This is a genomic window from Clostridium sp. SY8519, from assembly GCF_000270305.1.
GTDB lineage: Bacteria > Bacillota > Clostridia > Lachnospirales > Lachnospiraceae > SY8519.
Genome location: NC_015737.1, coordinates 677,501 through 694,121 on the forward strand (window position 1 = coordinate 677,501; position 16,621 = coordinate 694,121).

General features: G+C 53.5%; 19 protein-coding genes (1 of these 19 only partly in view). 2 read left to right on the forward strand and 17 right to left on the reverse strand.

The features are described 5' to 3' along the window. A protein-coding gene (locus CXIVA_RS03175) for a desulfoferrodoxin family protein (protein WP_013976582.1) crosses the window boundary here: on the forward strand, nt 1-117 show its final stretch. The gene continues 258 nt to the left of window position 1, outside the view; the window shows 117 of its 375 coding nt (coding positions 259-375); its start codon lies off the left edge, out of view; it ends in the stop codon at nt 115-117. A 187-nt stretch (nt 118-304) separates the two neighbouring features. Here the strand turns inward: CXIVA_RS03175 and CXIVA_RS03180 are convergent, their stop codons facing one another. The 3 genes from CXIVA_RS03180 to CXIVA_RS03190 form a co-directional block, all read right to left on the reverse strand. Further along, nucleotides 305-895: a sugar O-acetyltransferase gene (locus CXIVA_RS03180; RefSeq protein WP_013976583.1), complete on the reverse strand. Its 591-nt coding sequence runs from the start codon at nt 893-895 to the stop codon at nt 305-307. Nucleotides 896-1,130: 235 nt separating this feature from the next. After that, on the reverse strand, nt 1,131-2,327 hold the full coding sequence (locus CXIVA_RS03185; protein ID WP_013976584.1) for a flavodoxin domain-containing protein: 1,197 nt from the start codon (nt 2,325-2,327) through the stop codon (nt 1,131-1,133). A gap of 15 nt (nt 2,328-2,342) precedes the next feature. After that, nucleotides 2,343-2,528, reverse strand: coding sequence for a ferredoxin (locus CXIVA_RS03190; protein ID WP_013976585.1), 186 nt, complete (start codon nt 2,526-2,528; stop codon nt 2,343-2,345). 281 nt (nt 2,529-2,809) lie between these two features. On the opposite strand from CXIVA_RS03190, the gene CXIVA_RS03195 reads away from it, so the two are divergent. Next, a complete protein-coding gene (locus CXIVA_RS03195; protein ID WP_013976586.1) occupies nt 2,810-3,484 on the forward strand; it encodes a Crp/Fnr family transcriptional regulator in 675 nt (224 codons plus the stop codon). Between the two features lie 61 nt (nt 3,485-3,545). Here the strand turns inward: CXIVA_RS03195 and rpsI are convergent, their stop codons facing one another. The 14 genes from rpsI to CXIVA_RS03265 form a co-directional block, all read right to left on the reverse strand. Next, nucleotides 3,546-3,941 carry a 30S ribosomal protein S9 gene (rpsI, locus tag CXIVA_RS03200; RefSeq protein WP_013976587.1) on the reverse strand — a complete coding sequence of 132 codons (396 nt, stop codon included), beginning with the start codon at nt 3,939-3,941 and terminating at the stop codon, nt 3,546-3,548. Nucleotides 3,942-3,962: 21 nt separating this feature from the next. Continuing rightward, nucleotides 3,963-4,397: a 50S ribosomal protein L13 gene (gene rplM, locus CXIVA_RS03205; protein WP_013976588.1), complete on the reverse strand. Its 435-nt coding sequence runs from the start codon at nt 4,395-4,397 to the stop codon at nt 3,963-3,965. 342 nt (nt 4,398-4,739) lie between these two features. Continuing rightward, a complete protein-coding gene (locus tag CXIVA_RS03210; protein WP_013976589.1) occupies nt 4,740-5,948 on the reverse strand; it encodes a DNA polymerase IV in 1,209 nt (402 codons plus the stop codon). Nucleotides 5,949-5,954: 6 nt separating this feature from the next. After that, nucleotides 5,955-6,707: a tRNA pseudouridine(38-40) synthase TruA gene (gene truA, locus CXIVA_RS03215; RefSeq protein WP_013976590.1), complete on the reverse strand. Its 753-nt coding sequence runs from the start codon at nt 6,705-6,707 to the stop codon at nt 5,955-5,957. A gap of 23 nt (nt 6,708-6,730) precedes the next feature. After that, nucleotides 6,731-7,549: an energy-coupling factor transporter transmembrane component T gene (locus tag CXIVA_RS03220; protein WP_013976591.1), complete on the reverse strand. Its 819-nt coding sequence runs from the start codon at nt 7,547-7,549 to the stop codon at nt 6,731-6,733. A gap of 9 nt (nt 7,550-7,558) precedes the next feature. Next, complete coding sequence (locus CXIVA_RS03225) at nt 7,559-8,407, reverse strand: energy-coupling factor transporter ATPase (protein WP_013976592.1); 849 nt, start codon at nt 8,405-8,407, stop codon at nt 7,559-7,561. A gap of 2 nt (nt 8,408-8,409) precedes the next feature. Then, complete coding sequence (locus CXIVA_RS03230) at nt 8,410-9,264, reverse strand: energy-coupling factor transporter ATPase (protein WP_013976593.1); 855 nt, start codon at nt 9,262-9,264, stop codon at nt 8,410-8,412. A gap of 242 nt (nt 9,265-9,506) precedes the next feature. Next, entirely contained in the window at nt 9,507-10,013 is a 507-nt protein-coding gene (gene trmL, locus CXIVA_RS03235) for a tRNA (uridine(34)/cytosine(34)/5-carboxymethylaminomethyluridine(34)-2'-O)-methyltransferase TrmL (RefSeq protein WP_013976594.1), read from the reverse strand. A gap of 2 nt (nt 10,014-10,015) precedes the next feature. Continuing rightward, entirely contained in the window at nt 10,016-11,185 is a 1,170-nt protein-coding gene (locus CXIVA_RS03240; protein ID WP_013976595.1) for an aminotransferase class I/II-fold pyridoxal phosphate-dependent enzyme, read from the reverse strand. Beyond that, a complete protein-coding gene (locus CXIVA_RS03245) occupies nt 11,182-11,664 on the reverse strand; it encodes an Lrp/AsnC family transcriptional regulator (RefSeq protein WP_041728303.1) in 483 nt (160 codons plus the stop codon). The genes CXIVA_RS03240 and CXIVA_RS03245 overlap by 4 nt, the downstream gene beginning before the upstream one ends. Nucleotides 11,665-11,697: 33 nt before the next feature. Beyond that, nucleotides 11,698-12,681 carry an AIR synthase family protein gene (locus tag CXIVA_RS03250; protein WP_013976597.1) on the reverse strand — a complete coding sequence of 328 codons (984 nt, stop codon included), beginning with the start codon at nt 12,679-12,681 and terminating at the stop codon, nt 11,698-11,700. 47 nt (nt 12,682-12,728) lie between these two features. Next, nucleotides 12,729-14,420 carry a VanW family protein gene (locus tag CXIVA_RS03255; protein ID WP_013976598.1) on the reverse strand — a complete coding sequence of 564 codons (1,692 nt, stop codon included), beginning with the start codon at nt 14,418-14,420 and terminating at the stop codon, nt 12,729-12,731. After that, nucleotides 14,404-15,135, reverse strand: a complete 732-nt coding sequence (locus CXIVA_RS03260) for a 3'-5' exonuclease (protein ID WP_013976599.1) — start codon at nt 15,133-15,135, stop codon at nt 14,404-14,406. Before CXIVA_RS03260 ends, CXIVA_RS03255 begins: the two co-directional genes overlap by 17 nt. A gap of 87 nt (nt 15,136-15,222) precedes the next feature. Next, complete coding sequence (locus tag CXIVA_RS03265; protein WP_013976600.1) at nt 15,223-16,539, reverse strand: ATP-binding protein; 1,317 nt, start codon at nt 16,537-16,539, stop codon at nt 15,223-15,225. Between the last annotated feature and the right edge of the window lie 82 nt (nt 16,540-16,621).

Genomic DNA, 16,621 nt, shown 5'->3' on the forward strand with positions numbered 1-16,621 from the left:
AAAGAGCTGAAACCGGGCGACGCGCCTACTGCTGTATTCATGCTCACCGATGACGACAAACCGCTGGCAGCTTACGAATACTGCAACCTGCACGGGTTCTGGAAAGCAGATGTCTGAATCCAGGCATCGGTTCCCTGACCTCTGACAAAAAGAGACCGGAAGCGGATATCCCTCTTCCCGGGTGCTGTGCGAACTTATTGCATCCGGGCCGTCGGCCATCCTCTTCCGGTCATTTTTCTGTGCCGGTTTTCTTATTCCGGCATCCCGTGCCCCCGTTTCTTCTTTTCCGGTCTTTTCTTCCAATCTATTCTTCCGGCTTTTCTTCTGTGCAGATATTCTCGTGCAGCACGCGGGCCGGATTCCCTGCCGCCACCACATGATCCGGAATATCCCGGGTCACCACGGATCCGGCTCCGATGATCACATTATCTCCTATGGTCACCCCGGGCAGTATCGTCACATGTCCGCCGATCCACACGTTATTCCCGATGCGTACCGGTCTGCCGGTCATATAATCTCTGGCACGCAGCTCCGGATCCCTGTGATGCACCGCGGTATATATTCCGCACTGCGGGCCGATCAGGCAGTTATCGCCGATACGAATTTCAGCCACATCCAGGAACACACAGTCAAAATTAACGAAAAATTTCTTCCCCACATGAAGATTAAATCCGTAATCGCAGTAAAACGGCGGTTTAATGAAAATATCATCCCCGCAGGTACCAAAAATCTCTTTCAAAATCTTTCTGCGCGTCTCCGGCTCTTCTTCACTGGTGCGATTATACGCGCTGCACAGGCTTCTGCAGTGCTTTTTCGCTCCATTTATCTCTTCTCCTGAATTGAAAAACCACTCTCCTGCCAGCATTTTCTCCATTTCACTTTTTCTGTCTGCCATAGTTCCTCCTTGCGCGCCGGCACGATCTCCCGCACACTCCTCCGGGCTTTCTCTGAGGCTTGCTTCCGTCATCGGATGCTTCTTCCGGCGCTTTTGCATAACACAGTATAAAAAAAATAACCCCTGACCGCAAGCAGTGTCTTTTGGAAACACTGTTTGTGATCAGGGGCATTACTCAGAAGTATTCTGTCTCATCCACGTCGGCCATTCCGGTCGATGCCGGCAAAAACACAGCCTACTCCGCTTCCGCCAGCAGATCGCTGACCAGCGCAGGAACCTGCGCAAAATCAGCTTCTTCCGGATTCCACAGAGACCGCACGTTTGCCTCCGATACCCGGAATCCCGCTTCTGCCAGCTTAGCCTGCAGCAGTTTTACGCTTTCTCCGCTCCAGCCGTAGCATCCGAAGGCCGCTGCCTTCTTGTTCTTAAATTTCAGCTGTTTCAGGAACTCCAGCCATCCGGCAACAGAAGACAGATAACTGTTGGAAACCGTCGGGGATCCGACCGCTATCGCCTTCGATTTAAACACTTCTGTCATGACCTCATTTTTATCGGACTTGGCAATATTAAATACTTTCACCACTGTATCCGGACTCTGTCTGTGGATTTCATCCGCAATGGCATGGGCAATTTTTGCCGTGCCTTCCCACATGGTATCATAGGCCACCGTCACCTGGTTTTCCTGATAAGCATCCGCCCAGGCCGCGTATTTCTCCACGATCTGCATGGGATCGGTCCGCCAGATAGCTCCGTGGGAAGGGGCGATCATTTCAATATTCAGGCCAAATCCGCCGATCTCTTTGAGTTTTTTCGCCAGAATCGGCGCAAACGGATTCAGAATATTGGCAAAATACTTCATGGCTTCTTTGTTCAGCAGGCAGGAATCCGCCTTGTCGTTAAACAGTTCCTCCACTGCATAATGCTGGCCAAAGGCGTCATTGGAGAACAGAATATTGTCCCCGGTCAGGAAGGTTGCCATGGAATCCGGCCAGTGGAGCATCCGCATCTCCACAAACACCAGTTTCTTTCCGTTGCCGATGTCGATGCTGTCTCCTGTCTTTACCACATGGAAATCCCAGCCCCGTTTGCCATACTGTCCTTCGATGCTCTTTACCGCATTTGCCGTACAGTAAATGGGCGTGTCCGGAATCTCATCCATCAGCGCGGTAAGAGACCCGGAATGGTCACATTCCCCATGGTTTGCCACGATAAAATCGATCTTGTTCAAATCCACTTCTTTTTTCAGATTTTCCACAAAATCAAACCGGTGGGGAATCCATACGGTATCCACCAGCACAGTCTTCTCTTCTTCAATCAGATACGCGTTCTGGCTGGATCCGTTCAGGATCGAATAATCATCCCCGTGAAAGCTCTCCAGTTCCCAGTCCAGATATCCCACCCAGCTGACATTGCCTTTGACCTGTTTTCTCATGCCGTCTCTCCTCGCTTATGCCTCTTCAATGGCTCCTACCGGACATCCGTCCATTGCTTCTGCCGCAGCGTCTTCTTCTCCTGCAGGAACTTCTCCTTCGATGGCTACAGCCACACCTTCATCTGTCATGGAAAAAACTGCCGGGCAGGTGCCTGCGCACAGTCCGCATCCGATACAGTCTTCATTTACTCTGTACTTCATCATTTGCCTCCTTTGACTCAATAATGATACTAATGATTCTGCTCTATTCTGCGCGATTCCACCGGCGGTAGCTCTGTGAAGTGCCCTTACTCTGCGCCTTTCACTGCGGGACACCCGTGGTTTTCGCTGCACGGAACGAGGTTTGCGTTGCCGTTTCCCTTCGTTCTCATTCATCATACACAAACATTTCCCTTGATTCCGTATCTGCAGATACACTTTTTAGAATTTTTTTGTGTATAATAAAAATACAAGGAATCATGCCGCAAAGGAGGATCGGAAGCATGGATTATTTTTCACTAGAAAAAAGCGCGCTGTTTCGCGGATTTTCTGCCGCTGAACTCAGAACTGCCCTGGAATACGCGCCCCACCACATACAATGTTACGATAAGGAAGAGATTATCTTCGGCCAGCTGGAACGGGCCGACCGGCTCGGCATCGTCCTGGAGGGGCGGGTGCAGGCGCAGAAAGCTTTTCCAAACGGCAGCCAGATCAATGTCTCAATCCGCACGCCGGGTGAGATGCTGGGCCCCGCCGCAGTATTTTCAGCCAGCCGCAGATACCCCTGTGACGTCATCGCCCTGGAGCCGACAACCATCATGATGTTTCACCGAAAAGACTTCCTGCTTCTGATGCAGAAGGATCTGCGCATCCTGGAAAATTTTGTAACAGAAATCTCCTCTGCCACTTATATGCTTCAGCAGCGGCTGGAACTGTTTTCCTACAATGGCATCGCCCAGAAAGCCGCTTTCTGGCTTCTGATCCAGCACAGAAAAAGCGGAAAAACCGTTCTGCCCATCCCGGAATCTGTCACCAAATGGGCCATGCTGATGAATGTGTCCCGCCCTTCCCTGCACCGGGAGCTGAAGAAAATGGAAAACGCAGGGCTCATCCGCTGTTCCACGCACAGTATCGAGCTCCTGGACCCGGAGGGGCTGCAGGAATTGTTAAGCAGGTGAAACCCAAAAAAGTCCACCCGGAACACTCCGGGTGGACTCTGATGTCTGTATTTCTCTCTTATTATCGTTTGGAGAACTGAGGCGCACGACGCGCACCTTTGAGACCGTATTTCTTTCTCTCTTTCATACGAGGGTCACGGGTCAGATAGCCGGCTTTCTTCAGAACCGGTCTGTACTCTGCGTCTGCCTCCAGAAGCGCACGGGCGATTCCGTGACGGATCGCGCCTGCCTGTCCGGTATAGCCGCCGCCCTTTACATTGACCAGGACGTCAAATTTGTCTGCGGTATCTGTGGCTACCAGCGGCTGACGAACGATTACCTTCAGGGTCTCAAGACCGAGGTATTCGTCGATGTCTCTTTTATTGATTGTGATTTTGCCTGTACCAGGTACCAGGTAAACTCTTGCTACAGATTTTTTTCTTCTGCCTGTTCCGTAATATCTTGCAGTATTCGCCATGTCTATTTACCTCCTCACCGATTAAAATGTGATTGCTTCAGGTTTCTGAGCAGCATGTTTGTGGTCCGGTCCGGCATATACAAACAGCTTCTTGTACATCTGACGGCCCAGGGGTCCCTTCGGAAGCATGCCTTTTACTGCAAAGCCTACAACTCGTTCCGGATGTTTTTCCAGCATTTCCTTTAAAGTTGTCTCTTTCATACCGCCGACATATTCAGAATGACGGTAGTAAATTTTCTGGTTTAATTTTTTACCGGTTGTTTTGATCTTTTCTGCATTAACTACAATCACATAATCGCCGGTGTCAACGTTCGGAGTATACTCCGGTTTGTTCTTGCCTCTTAAAATCTTGGCAATTTCAGAAGAAAGACGGCCTAATGTCTGTCCCTCAGCATCTACTACATACCATTTTCTCTCGATTTTGTTTGGATTAGCCATGAATGTTGAGTTATTCATTGATAATTCCTCCTTGGAATAGCTGCAGTTCTCTGATATGAATGTCCGGACATATCCCGTCCCTGCAATCTGTTCGATATTTGCAAAGTGAATCGATTGTTTCATCGATCCCGTGTCTGCATCCCGCAGTGTCCGATGCTTGTGGAGAACATCGGATGCCTCCGGGCAGGCGGGTCCCAACCGCCTGTTCTATAAGAAAAGAATGCTTTTCATTGCATAAAAAGCACTCCGACACTTCGTCAGACTTAGATATTATAAAAGGTTCCCTCTTTCCTGTCAACCGTTTTTTTTCCCCAGCGGACTTTTCCCGCGGCGTATGCCGCCCGCTTCTGCGCATCCATACTACTCGCTCTTTTTCTTTTCCAACGGACGGCAGAGCGATGCCCGCTGCACCGCGCCGTCCCCGTAGCGTTTCCGGATCTGGTCCATGGCCCGGTCCAGTTTCTGTCTTTTTTCCACTTCCGCCGTATCAAAGAGGGACAGCTGTCTGCCCTCTTCCTTTCCGACCAGGCGGCCGGTGCCGATTCCAAGCAGGCGCACCGGCGAGCCGTCCCAGCTTTCCGCAAAGAGTTCACAGGCATTCCGGTAAATCACATCCGTTACATTGGTGGCATCCGTCAGGATCCGCTGGTGTACCGATCCGGTAAAATCCGAATACCGCAGGATCACAGACAGTTCCCCGGCCTGCACGTCTGCCTTTCGCAGCCGCCGGGCCAGCTTTTCCGCGATTTTCAGCAAAAACATATGGGCCGTTTCCGTATCCGTCACATCAAAGGGCGTGGTCATTTCATTGCTGTACCCCTTGCGCTCTGCCGGCCTGCCGATTCTGGAAGCGTCCTGTCCGTTGGCAAATTTCCACAGAACGGTTCCGTGTTTTTTCAGGGCGCCCCGCAGAATCGCCTCGTCCGTCCGGGCCAGTTCGCCGATGGTATGGATCCCCAGGGTCCGCAGTTTCTTTTCTGTGGATTTTCCCACGAAAAAGAGATCCCGTACCGGAAGGGGCCACATTTTTTCCTGTATCTCCTCGGGAAAAAGCGTATGCACCTTATCCGGCTTTTCAAAATCACTGGCCATCTTGGCCAGCAGACGGTTGCTGGATATTCCTACATTTACCGTGAATCCCAGCGTATCACGGATCTCGTTTTTGATGCGGTACGCCGCCTGAACCGGCGGCCCGAACAGCGCCCGGGTGCCGGTCATATCCATAAAAGCTTCATCGACGGAAAATTTCAGCACATCCGGCGAATACTTGTGCAGAATCTCATGAAAAGCGGCCGAGCACCGCTGATACAGCGCAAAATCCGGCGGCACAAGAATCAGGTTCGGACACTTGCGCAGTGCCTGGGCAACCGGTTCTCCCGTCGTGACGCCATAGGCTTTGGCCGGTATGGATTTTGCCAGAATAATCCCGTGACGCATCTCCCGGTCCCCTCCAATGGCAGCTGGAACTGTTCGCAGATCCGGCCCGGGTATCCCGTTTTGTATCCGGCGCATGGACTCCCAGCTGAGGTAGGCGCTGTTTACATCAATATGAAAGATCACCCGATCCATGCCGTGTCACTCCTCTGCTTCCTGCGGATAGTCAATTCCGATCATTGTCAGCCCCTGGGGCGGCGCGGTAGGACCCGCTTTTTCCCTGTCACAGGCTGCCAGAATGCCGGGAACCGCATCAGCTGCCATCTGTCCGCTGCCTACCCGGATCAGTGTTCCCGCAATAATGCGGACCATGTTATAAAGAAATCCGCTGCCGCTTACCCGGATGGTCACCACATCCTCCCGCCGGTCGACCCGGCAGGAATACAGGGTGCGCACCGTCGTCTCCACCTGGGCATGCACCGAACAGAAGGAGCGGAAATCATGAGTGCCTTCCAGCGCTGCCGCTGCCTGCCTCATGGCCTCCAGATCCAGGGGGCGGTAATAAAAATACGTATTCAGACGCCGGTTCGGATCCGGATATCTGCGGTTTAAGATCCGGTATTCATAGGTTTTCACACTTTCACAGTGTCTGGGATGCCAGTCTCCGGGCACACAGCAGGAGTCCGTCACCGCGATGTCCTCCGGCAGGCGCTGGTTCAGTGCCACCGCGTATTTGTCTGCCGGCATTTTCGCCTCCGTGTCAAAGACGGCGATATTTCCCTGGGAATGGACGCCTGCGTCCGTTCTGCTGGCGCCGGTCAGTCTCACATCCTGTCCCAGCAGACTCTTCAGTGCTTTCTGCAGCTCTCCTTCAATGGTCGGCCCGTTCTTCTGAATCTGCCAGCCGCAGTAATTTGTTCCGTCATAGGCTACTTTCAGCCGAATTCTCTTCATTCTTCGGTTTTCCTTTTCTTTCTTTACACAGGAAACGGCAGATCCCGGATCCGGAGCGCGATCATCACGCCCAGCGCAGCCAGAATGCAGCCGTATCCGATATAGTCACGCCGGGCATACTGCAGCGGATGCAGCTTCGTTCTTCCTGTTCCGCCGTGATAGCAGCGCGCTTCCATGGCCAGGGAGAGATCCTGGGCGCGCTGGAAAGCCGAGACAAACAGGGGTACCAGAATCGGCAGCATCCCCCGGGCGCGCCGGATCAGATTTCCTTCCTGAAAATCCGCGCAGCGTGCCAGCTGGGCTTTTTTGATTTTTTCCGCTTCATCCCCCAGAATCGGGATAAACCGCAGCGCAATGGACATCATCATGGCAATTTCATGAATCGGCGCGCCCAGGGCCGCAAATCCATGCAGCCCCGCTTCCATGCCGTCTGTCAGTTTGTTCGGCGATGTGGTCAGTGTCATTACCGAAGTCCCCACAACCAGAAGCACCAGACGTATGGAATAAAATACGGAATTGTGAATACTCAGGGGCGTAATCCGCAGAATACCAAACTGCCAGACCGCTGTGCCCCCCTGGGAAAACACCAGGTTGCATCCGGCTGTAATGGCGATTAAGGGCCAGATCGCCCGGATTCCCCGGAGATAACGCCGGGCCGGAACGCCGGATATTCCCATCAGCAGAACGGTAGCCGCTGCCAGAAAAAGGAATCCGATGATTCCGTGAAACAGAAACACACAGACAATATATAAAATTGCGCCTGCCAGTTTCACCCGCGGGTCCAGCCGGTGCAGCACCGTCTGTCCCGGATAATACTGGCCGATTGTAATATCTTTTAACATACTTCCATCCTACTGCCTGCCCAGCGCGGCAAGCACCGCTTCCTTTACCTCATCGAACCTGGTAAGGCCGGGATCCACCGGTACGCCAAGTTCTGCCAGCTCCCGCGCCAGATATTCCGCTTCCGGCAGGGCCAGATGAATCGCCTCCAGCTCCTCTTTATGGGAGAATACCTCCTTCGGCGTGCCGTCAAAAAGCAGGCGTCCTTCCTGCAGCACGGCTGCCCGCTCCGCGTATTCCGCCACGTCTTCCATGCTGTGGGACACCAGGACAATGGTCATTCCGCCCGCGTGGAGGCGGGTCAGCATGGCAAATAATTCTCTGCGCCCCTTAGGATCCAGTCCCGCCGTCGGTTCATCCATTACCAGTATTTTCGGATTCATGGCAAGCACCCCTGCAATCGCCGCCCGTCGTTTCTCCCCGCCGGAAAGTTCGAAGGGAGAGATTTCCCAGTATTGTTCCGGCAGATTTGCCAGGCGCAGCCCTTCCCTGGCGCGCTGCAGCGCCTCCTCTTCGGAAGCGCCCAGATTTTTCGGTCCGAAGGCCGCGTCTTTCAAAACGGTAGCCTCAAACAGCTGATATTCCGGATACTGAAATACCATGCCGATCATCTCCCGCAGACGGCGCATGGAGAAGTCTTTTCCATGGATATCCCTGCCGTCACAGAGCACCTGTCCGCCAGTGGGAAGCAGCAGTCCGCCGAGAATCTGCAGCAGGGTGGATTTGCCGGACCCGGTCTGCCCGATCAGGCACAGAAAGGTACCGTCTTCCACGGAAAGGCTGATGTCTGTCAAAGCCTGCTTTTCATAGGGGCCTCCCGCATCATACACATAATCCACATGTCTGAGTTCCAGTGCCATCCTCAATTCCTTTCTGCGGCAATCGCTTCCGCCAGTTCCTGTCGGGTTAAAACCGCCTCCGGCAGCGGTATTCCCGCCTGCCGCAGTTCGTATGCCAGGCGGGTCACCGGCGGAACATCCAGTCCCAGGGCAAGCAGGGCGTCCACCTGCGCGAAGATTTCCCGGGGGCTCCCGGACATGCAGACCTTTCCCTGATCCATCACGTAAATGCAGTCCGCCTCCACCACTTCTTCCATGTAATGTGTGATCCAGAGCACGGTAACCCCTTCTTCCCGGTTCAGCCGCCGGGCTGTCTCCAGGACCTCTTTCCGGCCGTTGGGATCCAGCATTGCCGTGGATTCATCAAAGATCATGCAGTCCGGCCGCATCGCCATGACCCCTGCAATGGCAACCCGCTGTTTCTGCCCGCCGGACAGCAGATTCGGCGAGTGCATCCGGTAGGCTTCCATATCCACCGTGCCCAGCGCCTCCGTGACTCTCCGGGCAATTTCTTCCGTGGGCAGTCCGATATTTTCCGGCCCGAAGGCAACATCCTCTTCCACTACTCCCGCAACCAGCTGATTGTCCGGATTCTGAAAAATCATACCCGCGTTCTGACGGATCTCCCACAGACAGGAATCGTCGGCGGTATCCATCCCATTCACAGTCAGCCGGCCGCTGTCCGGCTGCAGCAGCACATTCACATGTCTGGCAAAGGTGGATTTCCCCGATCCGTTGTGTCCGAGGACTGCCGCAAAGCTTCCCTGTTCCACCTTCAGGTTCACGCCGTCCAGCGCATGTACTTCTTCGATTACGTTTCCTTCTTCGTTCCGCCGCACAAAACGGTGGGTTACATTTTCCGCTTCAATATACGCCATCCTGGTTTCCTGTTCTGCTTTCTGTTCGGCACCCGGTTTCCTGTTCTGCTTTCTGCCCGAAAGCTCCTGTCAAAAGTAAACCTGTTCATACAATCTAATTAACAGTAATACCGTAAACCGATTCCGCTGTCAACCCCCTGTCCGGCCGCAAATCCTCCTTCTGTCCCGAATCCGCGCCTCCGGCAGGCGCGCAAAATGCCGCAGCCGGATTCGTTCTGTCCGTACTGCGGCATTTGTGTATTTTATTCAATATAATCTTCAAACCGGGTCAGATGCCCCTGCAGATTCATCTGGGAAAAATGATTCTGCCGCAGCGCCTCGTAAAGGACAATGGACACGGAATTGGACAGATTCAGCGAACGGGTATCCCCCATCATGGGGATCCGTATGCACTGCGCCCGGTGGTGCGCCAGGATTTCTTCCGGAATACCGCCGCTCTCCTTGCCGAACATGAGATAACAGTCCTCTTCATAGGACACCTCCGTATAGACATTCTGCCCTTTGGTGGTGGCCATATAAATTCTGGCTCCCGGATTCCGGTCCAGAAATTCCTGATAATTCACATATCGGGTGACATCCAGATCCTGCCAGTAGTCCATGCCGGCCCGCTTCAGCTCTTTTGCGTTGATGCGGAACCCCAGCGGCTCAATCAGATGCAGCCTGGTTCCTGTGGCTACACAGGTTCTGCCGATATTTCCTGTATTAAACGGGATCTCCGGCTCATACAGTACAACGTTTAAATGTGCCACGCTTATGCCTCCCGCAGTCTCCCTATAAAGGATTCAATCCGATCCAGCGCTTCCTTCAGGTTGTCCATGGAATACGCGTAGGAAATACGCAGAAAGCCTTCGCCGCAGTCGCCGAAGGCGGTGCCGGGCACAACTGCCACTTTCTCTTCTTCCAGCAGTTTTAACGCAAAATCATCGGAAGACATGCCGAATTCTTTGATACAAGGGAAGGTATAGAAAGCGCCGTAGGGCTCAAAGCACTCCAGTCCCATCTTTTTGAAGCGATGCAGCAGATAACGGCGGCGGCCGTTGTATTCGTCCCGCATATGCGCCACATCCTCGTCTCCGTCCCGCAAAGCGGCAACTGCCGCATACTGGCTGGTCGTCGGCGCGCACATAATGGCGAACTGATGGATCTTTAGCATCTGGCTGATGATCACTTCCGGTCCGCAGGCATAGCCGATTCTCCAGCCGGTCATGGCATGGGATTTGGACAGACCGTTAATATAAATCGTGCGGTCCTTCATGCCCGGCATGGAGGCAATGGATACATGTCCTGTGCCTGTATAGGTAAGCTCGGAATAAATCTCATCGGTAATGACAAAGAGGTCATTGGCTACGATCACGTCATAGATGGCATCCAGGTCCTTCTGTTCCATAACAGCCCCCGTCGGGTTGTTCGGGAAGGGAAGCACCAGGATCTTGGTCTTCGGTGTGATGGCATTTTCCAGCTCTTCCCGGGTCAGACGGAACTCGTTCTCCGCTTTCAGCTCAATGGGTACGGGTACAGCTCCCGCTAGTTTGGCGCAGGGCAGGTAGGACACATAGCTCGGCTGGGGAATCAGCACTTCATCCCCCGGATCCACCATGGCGCGCAGCGCCAGGTCAATGGCTTCGCTTCCGCCGACCGTGACAAAAATCTCATCCGAATAGTTATAGCTCAGGTTGTACTTTCTCTGAAGAAACGCCGCAATTTCCTGTTTCAGTTCTTTCAGGCCGGAATTGGAGGTATAGAAGGTCTTTCCCTGTTCCAGGGAATAGATTCCCTCGTCCCGTACAAACCAGGGCGTATCAAAATCCGGTTCGCCGACGCCCAGAGAAATCGCGTCCTTCATCTCGGTAACAATATCGAAGAACTTGCGGATCCCCGAAGGCTGTATCTCTGTTACTACTTTTGATAATGGGTTTCTCATGGGGTCATCAACATCCTTTCATCTTTTTTCCTGCCTACCATAACCGTGCCATGGTCTTTGTACTTCTTTAAAATAAAGTTGGTCTTGGTTCCGGTAATGCTGTCCATGGGGGACAGTTTTTCGGACACAAACATGGCTACTTCCCGCAGGCTTTTGCCCTCAATGGTAATCAGCAGGTCAAAGCTTCCGGAGATCAGGTAAACTGCCTTGACTTCCGGATAGTTGTAGATCCGCTCCGCAATGCTGTCAAACCCCTGACCCCGCTGGGGCGTGCAGCTGACTTCAATCAGTCCGGTGACCTGTTCGATGTTGGTTTTGTCCCAGTTAATCAGTGTATGGAAACCTACGATGATATTTTCTTCTTCCATCGCTTTGATTTCATTGGCTACGATTATTTCATCCTCTCCCAGAATGACAGCCAGTTCGTCAATGCCTACACGGCTGTTTTTTTCCAGATAAGACAGGATCTTCTCTCTGATCATTGACATATGCTTCTTCTCCTTATGCTGCTGTTATACGACTTTGTAAATTTCGTCTGTTTTCGGAGGTTCCAGAAATCTGCGCTCGTCTTCCTGCTCCAGAATCCGGTCATTTCCATCGGTTATCTTACCCACAACTGCTGCCGGAATGCCGGCTTTTTCCAGCGCGCGTACCAGTCCGGTGCCATCTGGTGCCGCCATCAGCATGCTGCCGCTGGAGATCAATTCATAGGGGTTGATATGGAAAAATTCGCAGATTTCCACCGATTCCTGACGGATCGGGATTTTTTTGAAATCGATTTCAAGTCCGACGCCCGATGCCTCCGCAACTTCCCAGAGGGCACCGAAGATGCCTCCTTCCGTTACGTCATGCATCGCATGGACGCCAGACTTCACCGCGATCGCGGCCTCCGGCACAACCGAAAGATACCGGTCAAAGCCTTTGGCTGTATTGATCAGATCCGCAGGATAGCGGGTCAGAAGTTCCGCTTCCTTCTCCTTGGCAAGGATGGACGTCCCCTCTAAGGCAATCCATTTGGTGATCACCACATCATCTCCGGGTACCGCGCCGCCGCTTTTGAGCAGTTTGTCTTTCGGCGCTTTGCCCACACCTGTCACGGAGATCAGCGGCTGATTCACCGCCCGGGTGACTTCGGTGTGTCCGCCCATAATCTGCACCTGATAGCGGGCACATTCTTCCTCCATCTGCCGCACCATGGCACGGATCTCCGCTTCCTCTGTCTCAGGCGGAAGCAGCATCGTCATCAGCAGGCCTACCGGTTCCGCGCCGGCTGACGCAATATCATTCAGAGTCACTAATACGGAAAGTTTGCCGATATCTGTCACCGTACCTGTAATCGGGTCTGTGGACAGCACAAATACTTCTCCCTCTGCCAGCTCAACTGCCGCGCAGTCCTCTCCGACGGCCGCGCCGGAGAGCACCTCCGCTCGTGTCGTATGCAGCTGTCGGAAAATGGAGCGTTTCAGCACGCTTTCCGGTAATTTGCCAATTTTCATCTCTGTCTCTTTTCTTTCTCTGCGGTTTCTGCCGCCGGTTCCGGCTGTCAGGCAGCCTTCTTGCCGGAAGCTTTTCCGCTGCCGGCAGATTTTTTCCCGGAGGAGCCGCTGCCGGAGGTCTTCTTTTCAGACGTCCCTTTGCCGGAAGTCTTCTTTTCCGAATTCCCCTTGCTGCCCGATGTCTTCTTTCCGGAATCTGCCGATTTGGAATCTTTTTTGCTGTCTGCCGGTTTTTTGCCGGCATCTTTGTCTGTTTTTTTCTTCGGATCAGTGTCCGGTTTCTGTACCGGCGCGTTTCTCCAGCGAGCTGCCGCCGCCCTGGCCGCGGACAGGCTCTGGGAGCCTACGGCCGCCCGCATGGCACTGCTGGCCTGGGGATTGGCGGAGGCTGTTCCCACTGCGTACGTGGACGGGGTCGAACGGTAGGTGGTGGAATTGAACTGCGTTCTGCTCGTTACCTTTCCGTTGACTTTGACCACTTTCCATAAACGGGCCGTGGCGCCGGAGCTTCCTCCGGATGTCAGGGAAACGGACCCCACCGGCGCGCCGCTGGCAACCAGCTTTGTGGCCGAAGGAATGGTTCCGGTGATCTGGCTTTCAAAGGACACCCTGCGGTTCTTCGGCCGTGTCTCCACCCCGTATACAGTGAAGGTAATCCTGGAACCGTCTGTTTTTCCGGAAATGTATACCGGATTCTTCTGATTGTTCCGGAATTTCATATCTTTGGATGTGCCTGCGATGGCCGCGTCCGCGGAAGCGTCCACATAATGCACCCGCATGGAATGGCCCGAGCGTTCCACAATCTCCAGCTCCGCGCGGATCACCGCGTTGTATAAAGTCGTGGACACCTGGCAGATCCCGCCGCCTACGGAGTCCACGGTTGTACCGTTTTCGAAGGCGTGGGCGATCTCATATCCGTTTTCTTTGGTAAAGGGCTGACAGGCCGCATAGACGGAAAAAGTTTCGCCCGGTTCCAGGAGGGTTCCGTTGATCTTTTTCGCCCCGTTGGCCAGGTTTGCCTTTCTTCCGGAGGGAGAAGACGAATAATCTGTGGAAAACGTTCCCAGCACGTCTTTGATTTTGCTCAGTTCTTCCCGGGAACCCCTGGGCTGTATGGTGACGGTTTTCAGCTCGATGGAAGGATTTTCCCTCCACCCTTTCGCGAAGCAGGCATCCACCGCCTGTACGGATCCGTCCGTATCCACGGACCAGCCCTTCTTCCCGCCGGCCACTGTCAGACGGCCTTTTTTCTCCACAAGGCGGTAGTTCACGGCCTTGCTGGTCAGGCGGCTGCCTGCCCGGTCAATCACGCGCTCCACCCGGTCGGGATCGGAAGCCAGCACGATGGGATATGTCTTTTTCCCGTCCTTCAGGCTGCGGATCTGGCGAAACCGTGTGAACAGACTGCCGGTTTTGCCATAGGACACCGCCTGTTTTACCACATCTGTATTCTTCCAGGACAGTCCCAGCTCCCCGGCTGTCGTCTTTATCTGCCTGCTGCCGGCCTGCAGCGTCACCGGTTCCTCCTGCAGTCCGTCCACATAAGTCCGGATCCTGCGCTCTGCCTCCTGTTCCGAAGTGCCTGCGGAAACCACGCGGCCAATCGCCACATGCTGACTGAGTCTGCCGCTTTCGCCGCTGTGCCTGTGTACATAGGAAGCCATGCCGCCTATACAGGCAGCGCCGGCCGCCGCTGCGGCAAGAACCACGCCAAGTACTGCTTTAGTGCTTTTTTTCATCTATTCTCCCGTATTTTGCATGAATCTGGTCAATCATCCGGGAAGCTTCGCTTCTGGTCAGATGATCAAGGTCCATATTAGTGTTTATTTTATGATACATTATCAGATGATTCAAGTCCCTTTTTTGCGGCGGCGTAATTGGCGTCTGCTTTTTAACCGCGTAACAGAGCGGCTTCGGCATAAAAATATCCGGATCTTCTGTTCCGTACTGTTCCTTCAGCCGCAGATAGATCCGTGCGCTGGCCATGGCGTCATCCAGCGCCCGGTGCTGCCGCTGCGGATGCAGGGAAAAATACTCCTCCAGCGCGCCAAGCGTTTTTTTCTGTTCTGCCGGAAGCAGGCGGCGGGCCAGTTTCAGCGTATCAATGCCTGTTCGTTCAAATGTCAGTCCCTGGTTGACCGCTGCCTGCTTCAGAAACGCGTAGTCAAAGATCAGATTGTGCCCGATCAGCGTACATTCTCCGGCAAATTCCAGAAATTCGCGGATTACCTCCTCCTGCTCCGGCGCCTCCGCCAGCATCCTGTCCGTAATCCCCGTCAGTTCTGTAATCTTCGTCTCCAGCCTGCGGTGCGCATTGAGGAAACTGGAAAACGTCTCTGTCAGTGTCCCGTTTTTCACGCGCACCGCGCCGATTTCGATGATTCTGTCTCTCGTTACACGCAGGCCGGTCATTTCCAGATCCACCGCGATATATTCTTCCTCTGTCCGTCCCATTCGTCCCTCTTTCCTTTACTGAAAGCTCTCACAGGCCAGAAAAACCGGGGGACCGAATCCCCCGGTTTTCCGGTCTGCCGGCAGTCCTCATCCCAGCAGCGGGCCGCCAAGCAGCACTTCCAGCGCATTGCGTATCAGAATTCCGTCTTTGGTCTTGCCGTTGTCTCCGCGGAACACAACGACCGCCTTCGGATAATTATCCCTTATCTTGCGCAGAGGCGCCAGAATCTGACTCTCTCTTTCACCAGTCAGATCTTCTGCCACCTGAATGTAATTTTTTTCTTCTCCCCGGGTTGCGATGAAATTCACTTCCTGGGATCCGATTTTTCCGTTGCACACCTTGTATCCCCTGCGGATCAGCTCAAAAAACACCTTATTTTCCAAAAGGCCCTTTCTGTCCTGTTCGCGGATTTTGCGGAGATAATTGTGGAGTCCGGCATCCGCGATATAATACTTGCTGAGTGTCTTTAAATACCGTTCTCCCGGTATGTCATACCGCCTGGATTCATAAAACAGATGGGCGTGCAGCAGCGCCTCGATGTAGATTTCCAGGGTTTTTGTGGCGTGCTTTTTCGGTCTGCTCCCGTCTTCGCTCTCTCTGGCAGCGTTCAGGTATTTGCCCACACCGGTGGCAGAGATATTGTGCCCGATATTGGCCGCCAGCACCGTAATAATGTTCCGCAGCAGAATTGGATCTGTGATTACGCGGCGCGCGCTCTGCTTCTCCAGTTCCTGAATATCACGCACTACAATGGTAGAATAAGCCCCCTCCAGCACGACTCTCGCCTTATCAACATCCAGCCCCAGGTCAACAAGCAGAGGAAACCCGCCGTACTTGATATACAGATAGTAGACCTCTTCCAGGTCATACAGCAGGTCATTGGTACCGCTGAACCTGCGTTCCTGCAGCGGCGCATCCGGATTCATGTCCCGGAAGCCGTGGGACTCGATAAATTCACCGAAGGACAGGGGCAGCACAGAGATCTCCTCATACAGGGCTTCTTCCTGCACCGCCTGCAGCTGGCCGGAATAGATGCTTTTATTGGAAGAAGCCAGGAAAATATCATAGGACGGATCTTCGGTCAGCACATTCACCGCCTCTTCCCAGCCGCGCACATGCTGGATTTCATCCAGCAGAAGAATCATATTCTCTTGCTTCTGCCGCGTAATATACTGGATCAGCTCCTTTGCCGACATGGCCGGAAAATCAATAGACTCAAAATTAATCCGTATGACCCGGGTCTTTTCCTGCCCATGCTCTGCCAGATACTGTTCCAGCAGACGCAGCACGCAGGTCTTTCCGCATCCGCGGGGTCCGGTGATAACCTTCAGCTTCCCGTTGCCCAGGCTGGCAATCAATCGTTTTGTGTAACTTTCCCTTTCCCGCAGTATAAATTCTTTCATCGCAATCCCCCACTGCTCCGTTGAAAAAATAAAATCTGTAACCTACTCGCTTTTGTGAATGTTTTTTGTTTATAATCAAAGT

Excerpts from the sequence above, each read along its gene's own strand:
- CXIVA_RS03180 (WP_013976583.1), bottom strand. The coding sequence starts at position 895 with ATGGCAGACAGAAAAAGTGAAATGGAGAAAATGCTGGCAGGAGAGTGG.
- CXIVA_RS03185 (WP_013976584.1), bottom strand. The coding sequence starts at position 2,327 with ATGAGAAAACAGGTCAAAGGCAATGTCAGCTGGGTGGGATATCTGGAC.
- CXIVA_RS03190 (WP_013976585.1), bottom strand. The coding sequence starts at position 2,528 with ATGAAGTACAGAGTAAATGAAGACTGTATCGGATGCGGACTGTGCGCA.
- CXIVA_RS03195 (WP_013976586.1), top strand. The coding sequence starts at position 2,810 with ATGGATTATTTTTCACTAGAAAAAAGCGCGCTGTTTCGCGGATTTTCT.
- rpsI (WP_013976587.1), bottom strand. The coding sequence starts at position 3,941 with ATGGCGAATACTGCAAGATATTACGGAACAGGCAGAAGAAAAAAATCT.
- rplM (WP_013976588.1), bottom strand. The coding sequence starts at position 4,397 with ATGAATAACTCAACATTCATGGCTAATCCAAACAAAATCGAGAGAAAA.
- CXIVA_RS03210 (WP_013976589.1), bottom strand. The coding sequence starts at position 5,948 with ATGGATCGGGTGATCTTTCATATTGATGTAAACAGCGCCTACCTCAGC.
- truA (WP_013976590.1), bottom strand. The coding sequence starts at position 6,707 with ATGAAGAGAATTCGGCTGAAAGTAGCCTATGACGGAACAAATTACTGC.
- CXIVA_RS03220 (WP_013976591.1), bottom strand. The coding sequence starts at position 7,549 with ATGTTAAAAGATATTACAATCGGCCAGTATTATCCGGGACAGACGGTG.
- CXIVA_RS03225 (WP_013976592.1), bottom strand. The coding sequence starts at position 8,407 with ATGGCACTGGAACTCAGACATGTGGATTATGTGTATGATGCGGGAGGC.
- CXIVA_RS03230 (WP_013976593.1), bottom strand. The coding sequence starts at position 9,264 with ATGGCGTATATTGAAGCGGAAAATGTAACCCACCGTTTTGTGCGGCGG.
- CXIVA_RS03240 (WP_013976595.1), bottom strand. The coding sequence starts at position 11,185 with ATGAGAAACCCATTATCAAAAGTAGTAACAGAGATACAGCCTTCGGGG.
- CXIVA_RS03250 (WP_013976597.1), bottom strand. The coding sequence starts at position 12,681 with ATGAAAATTGGCAAATTACCGGAAAGCGTGCTGAAACGCTCCATTTTC.
- CXIVA_RS03255 (WP_013976598.1), bottom strand. The coding sequence starts at position 14,420 with ATGAAAAAAAGCACTAAAGCAGTACTTGGCGTGGTTCTTGCCGCAGCG.
- CXIVA_RS03260 (WP_013976599.1), bottom strand. The coding sequence starts at position 15,135 with ATGGGACGGACAGAGGAAGAATATATCGCGGTGGATCTGGAAATGACC.
- CXIVA_RS03265 (WP_013976600.1), bottom strand. The coding sequence starts at position 16,539 with ATGAAAGAATTTATACTGCGGGAAAGGGAAAGTTACACAAAACGATTG.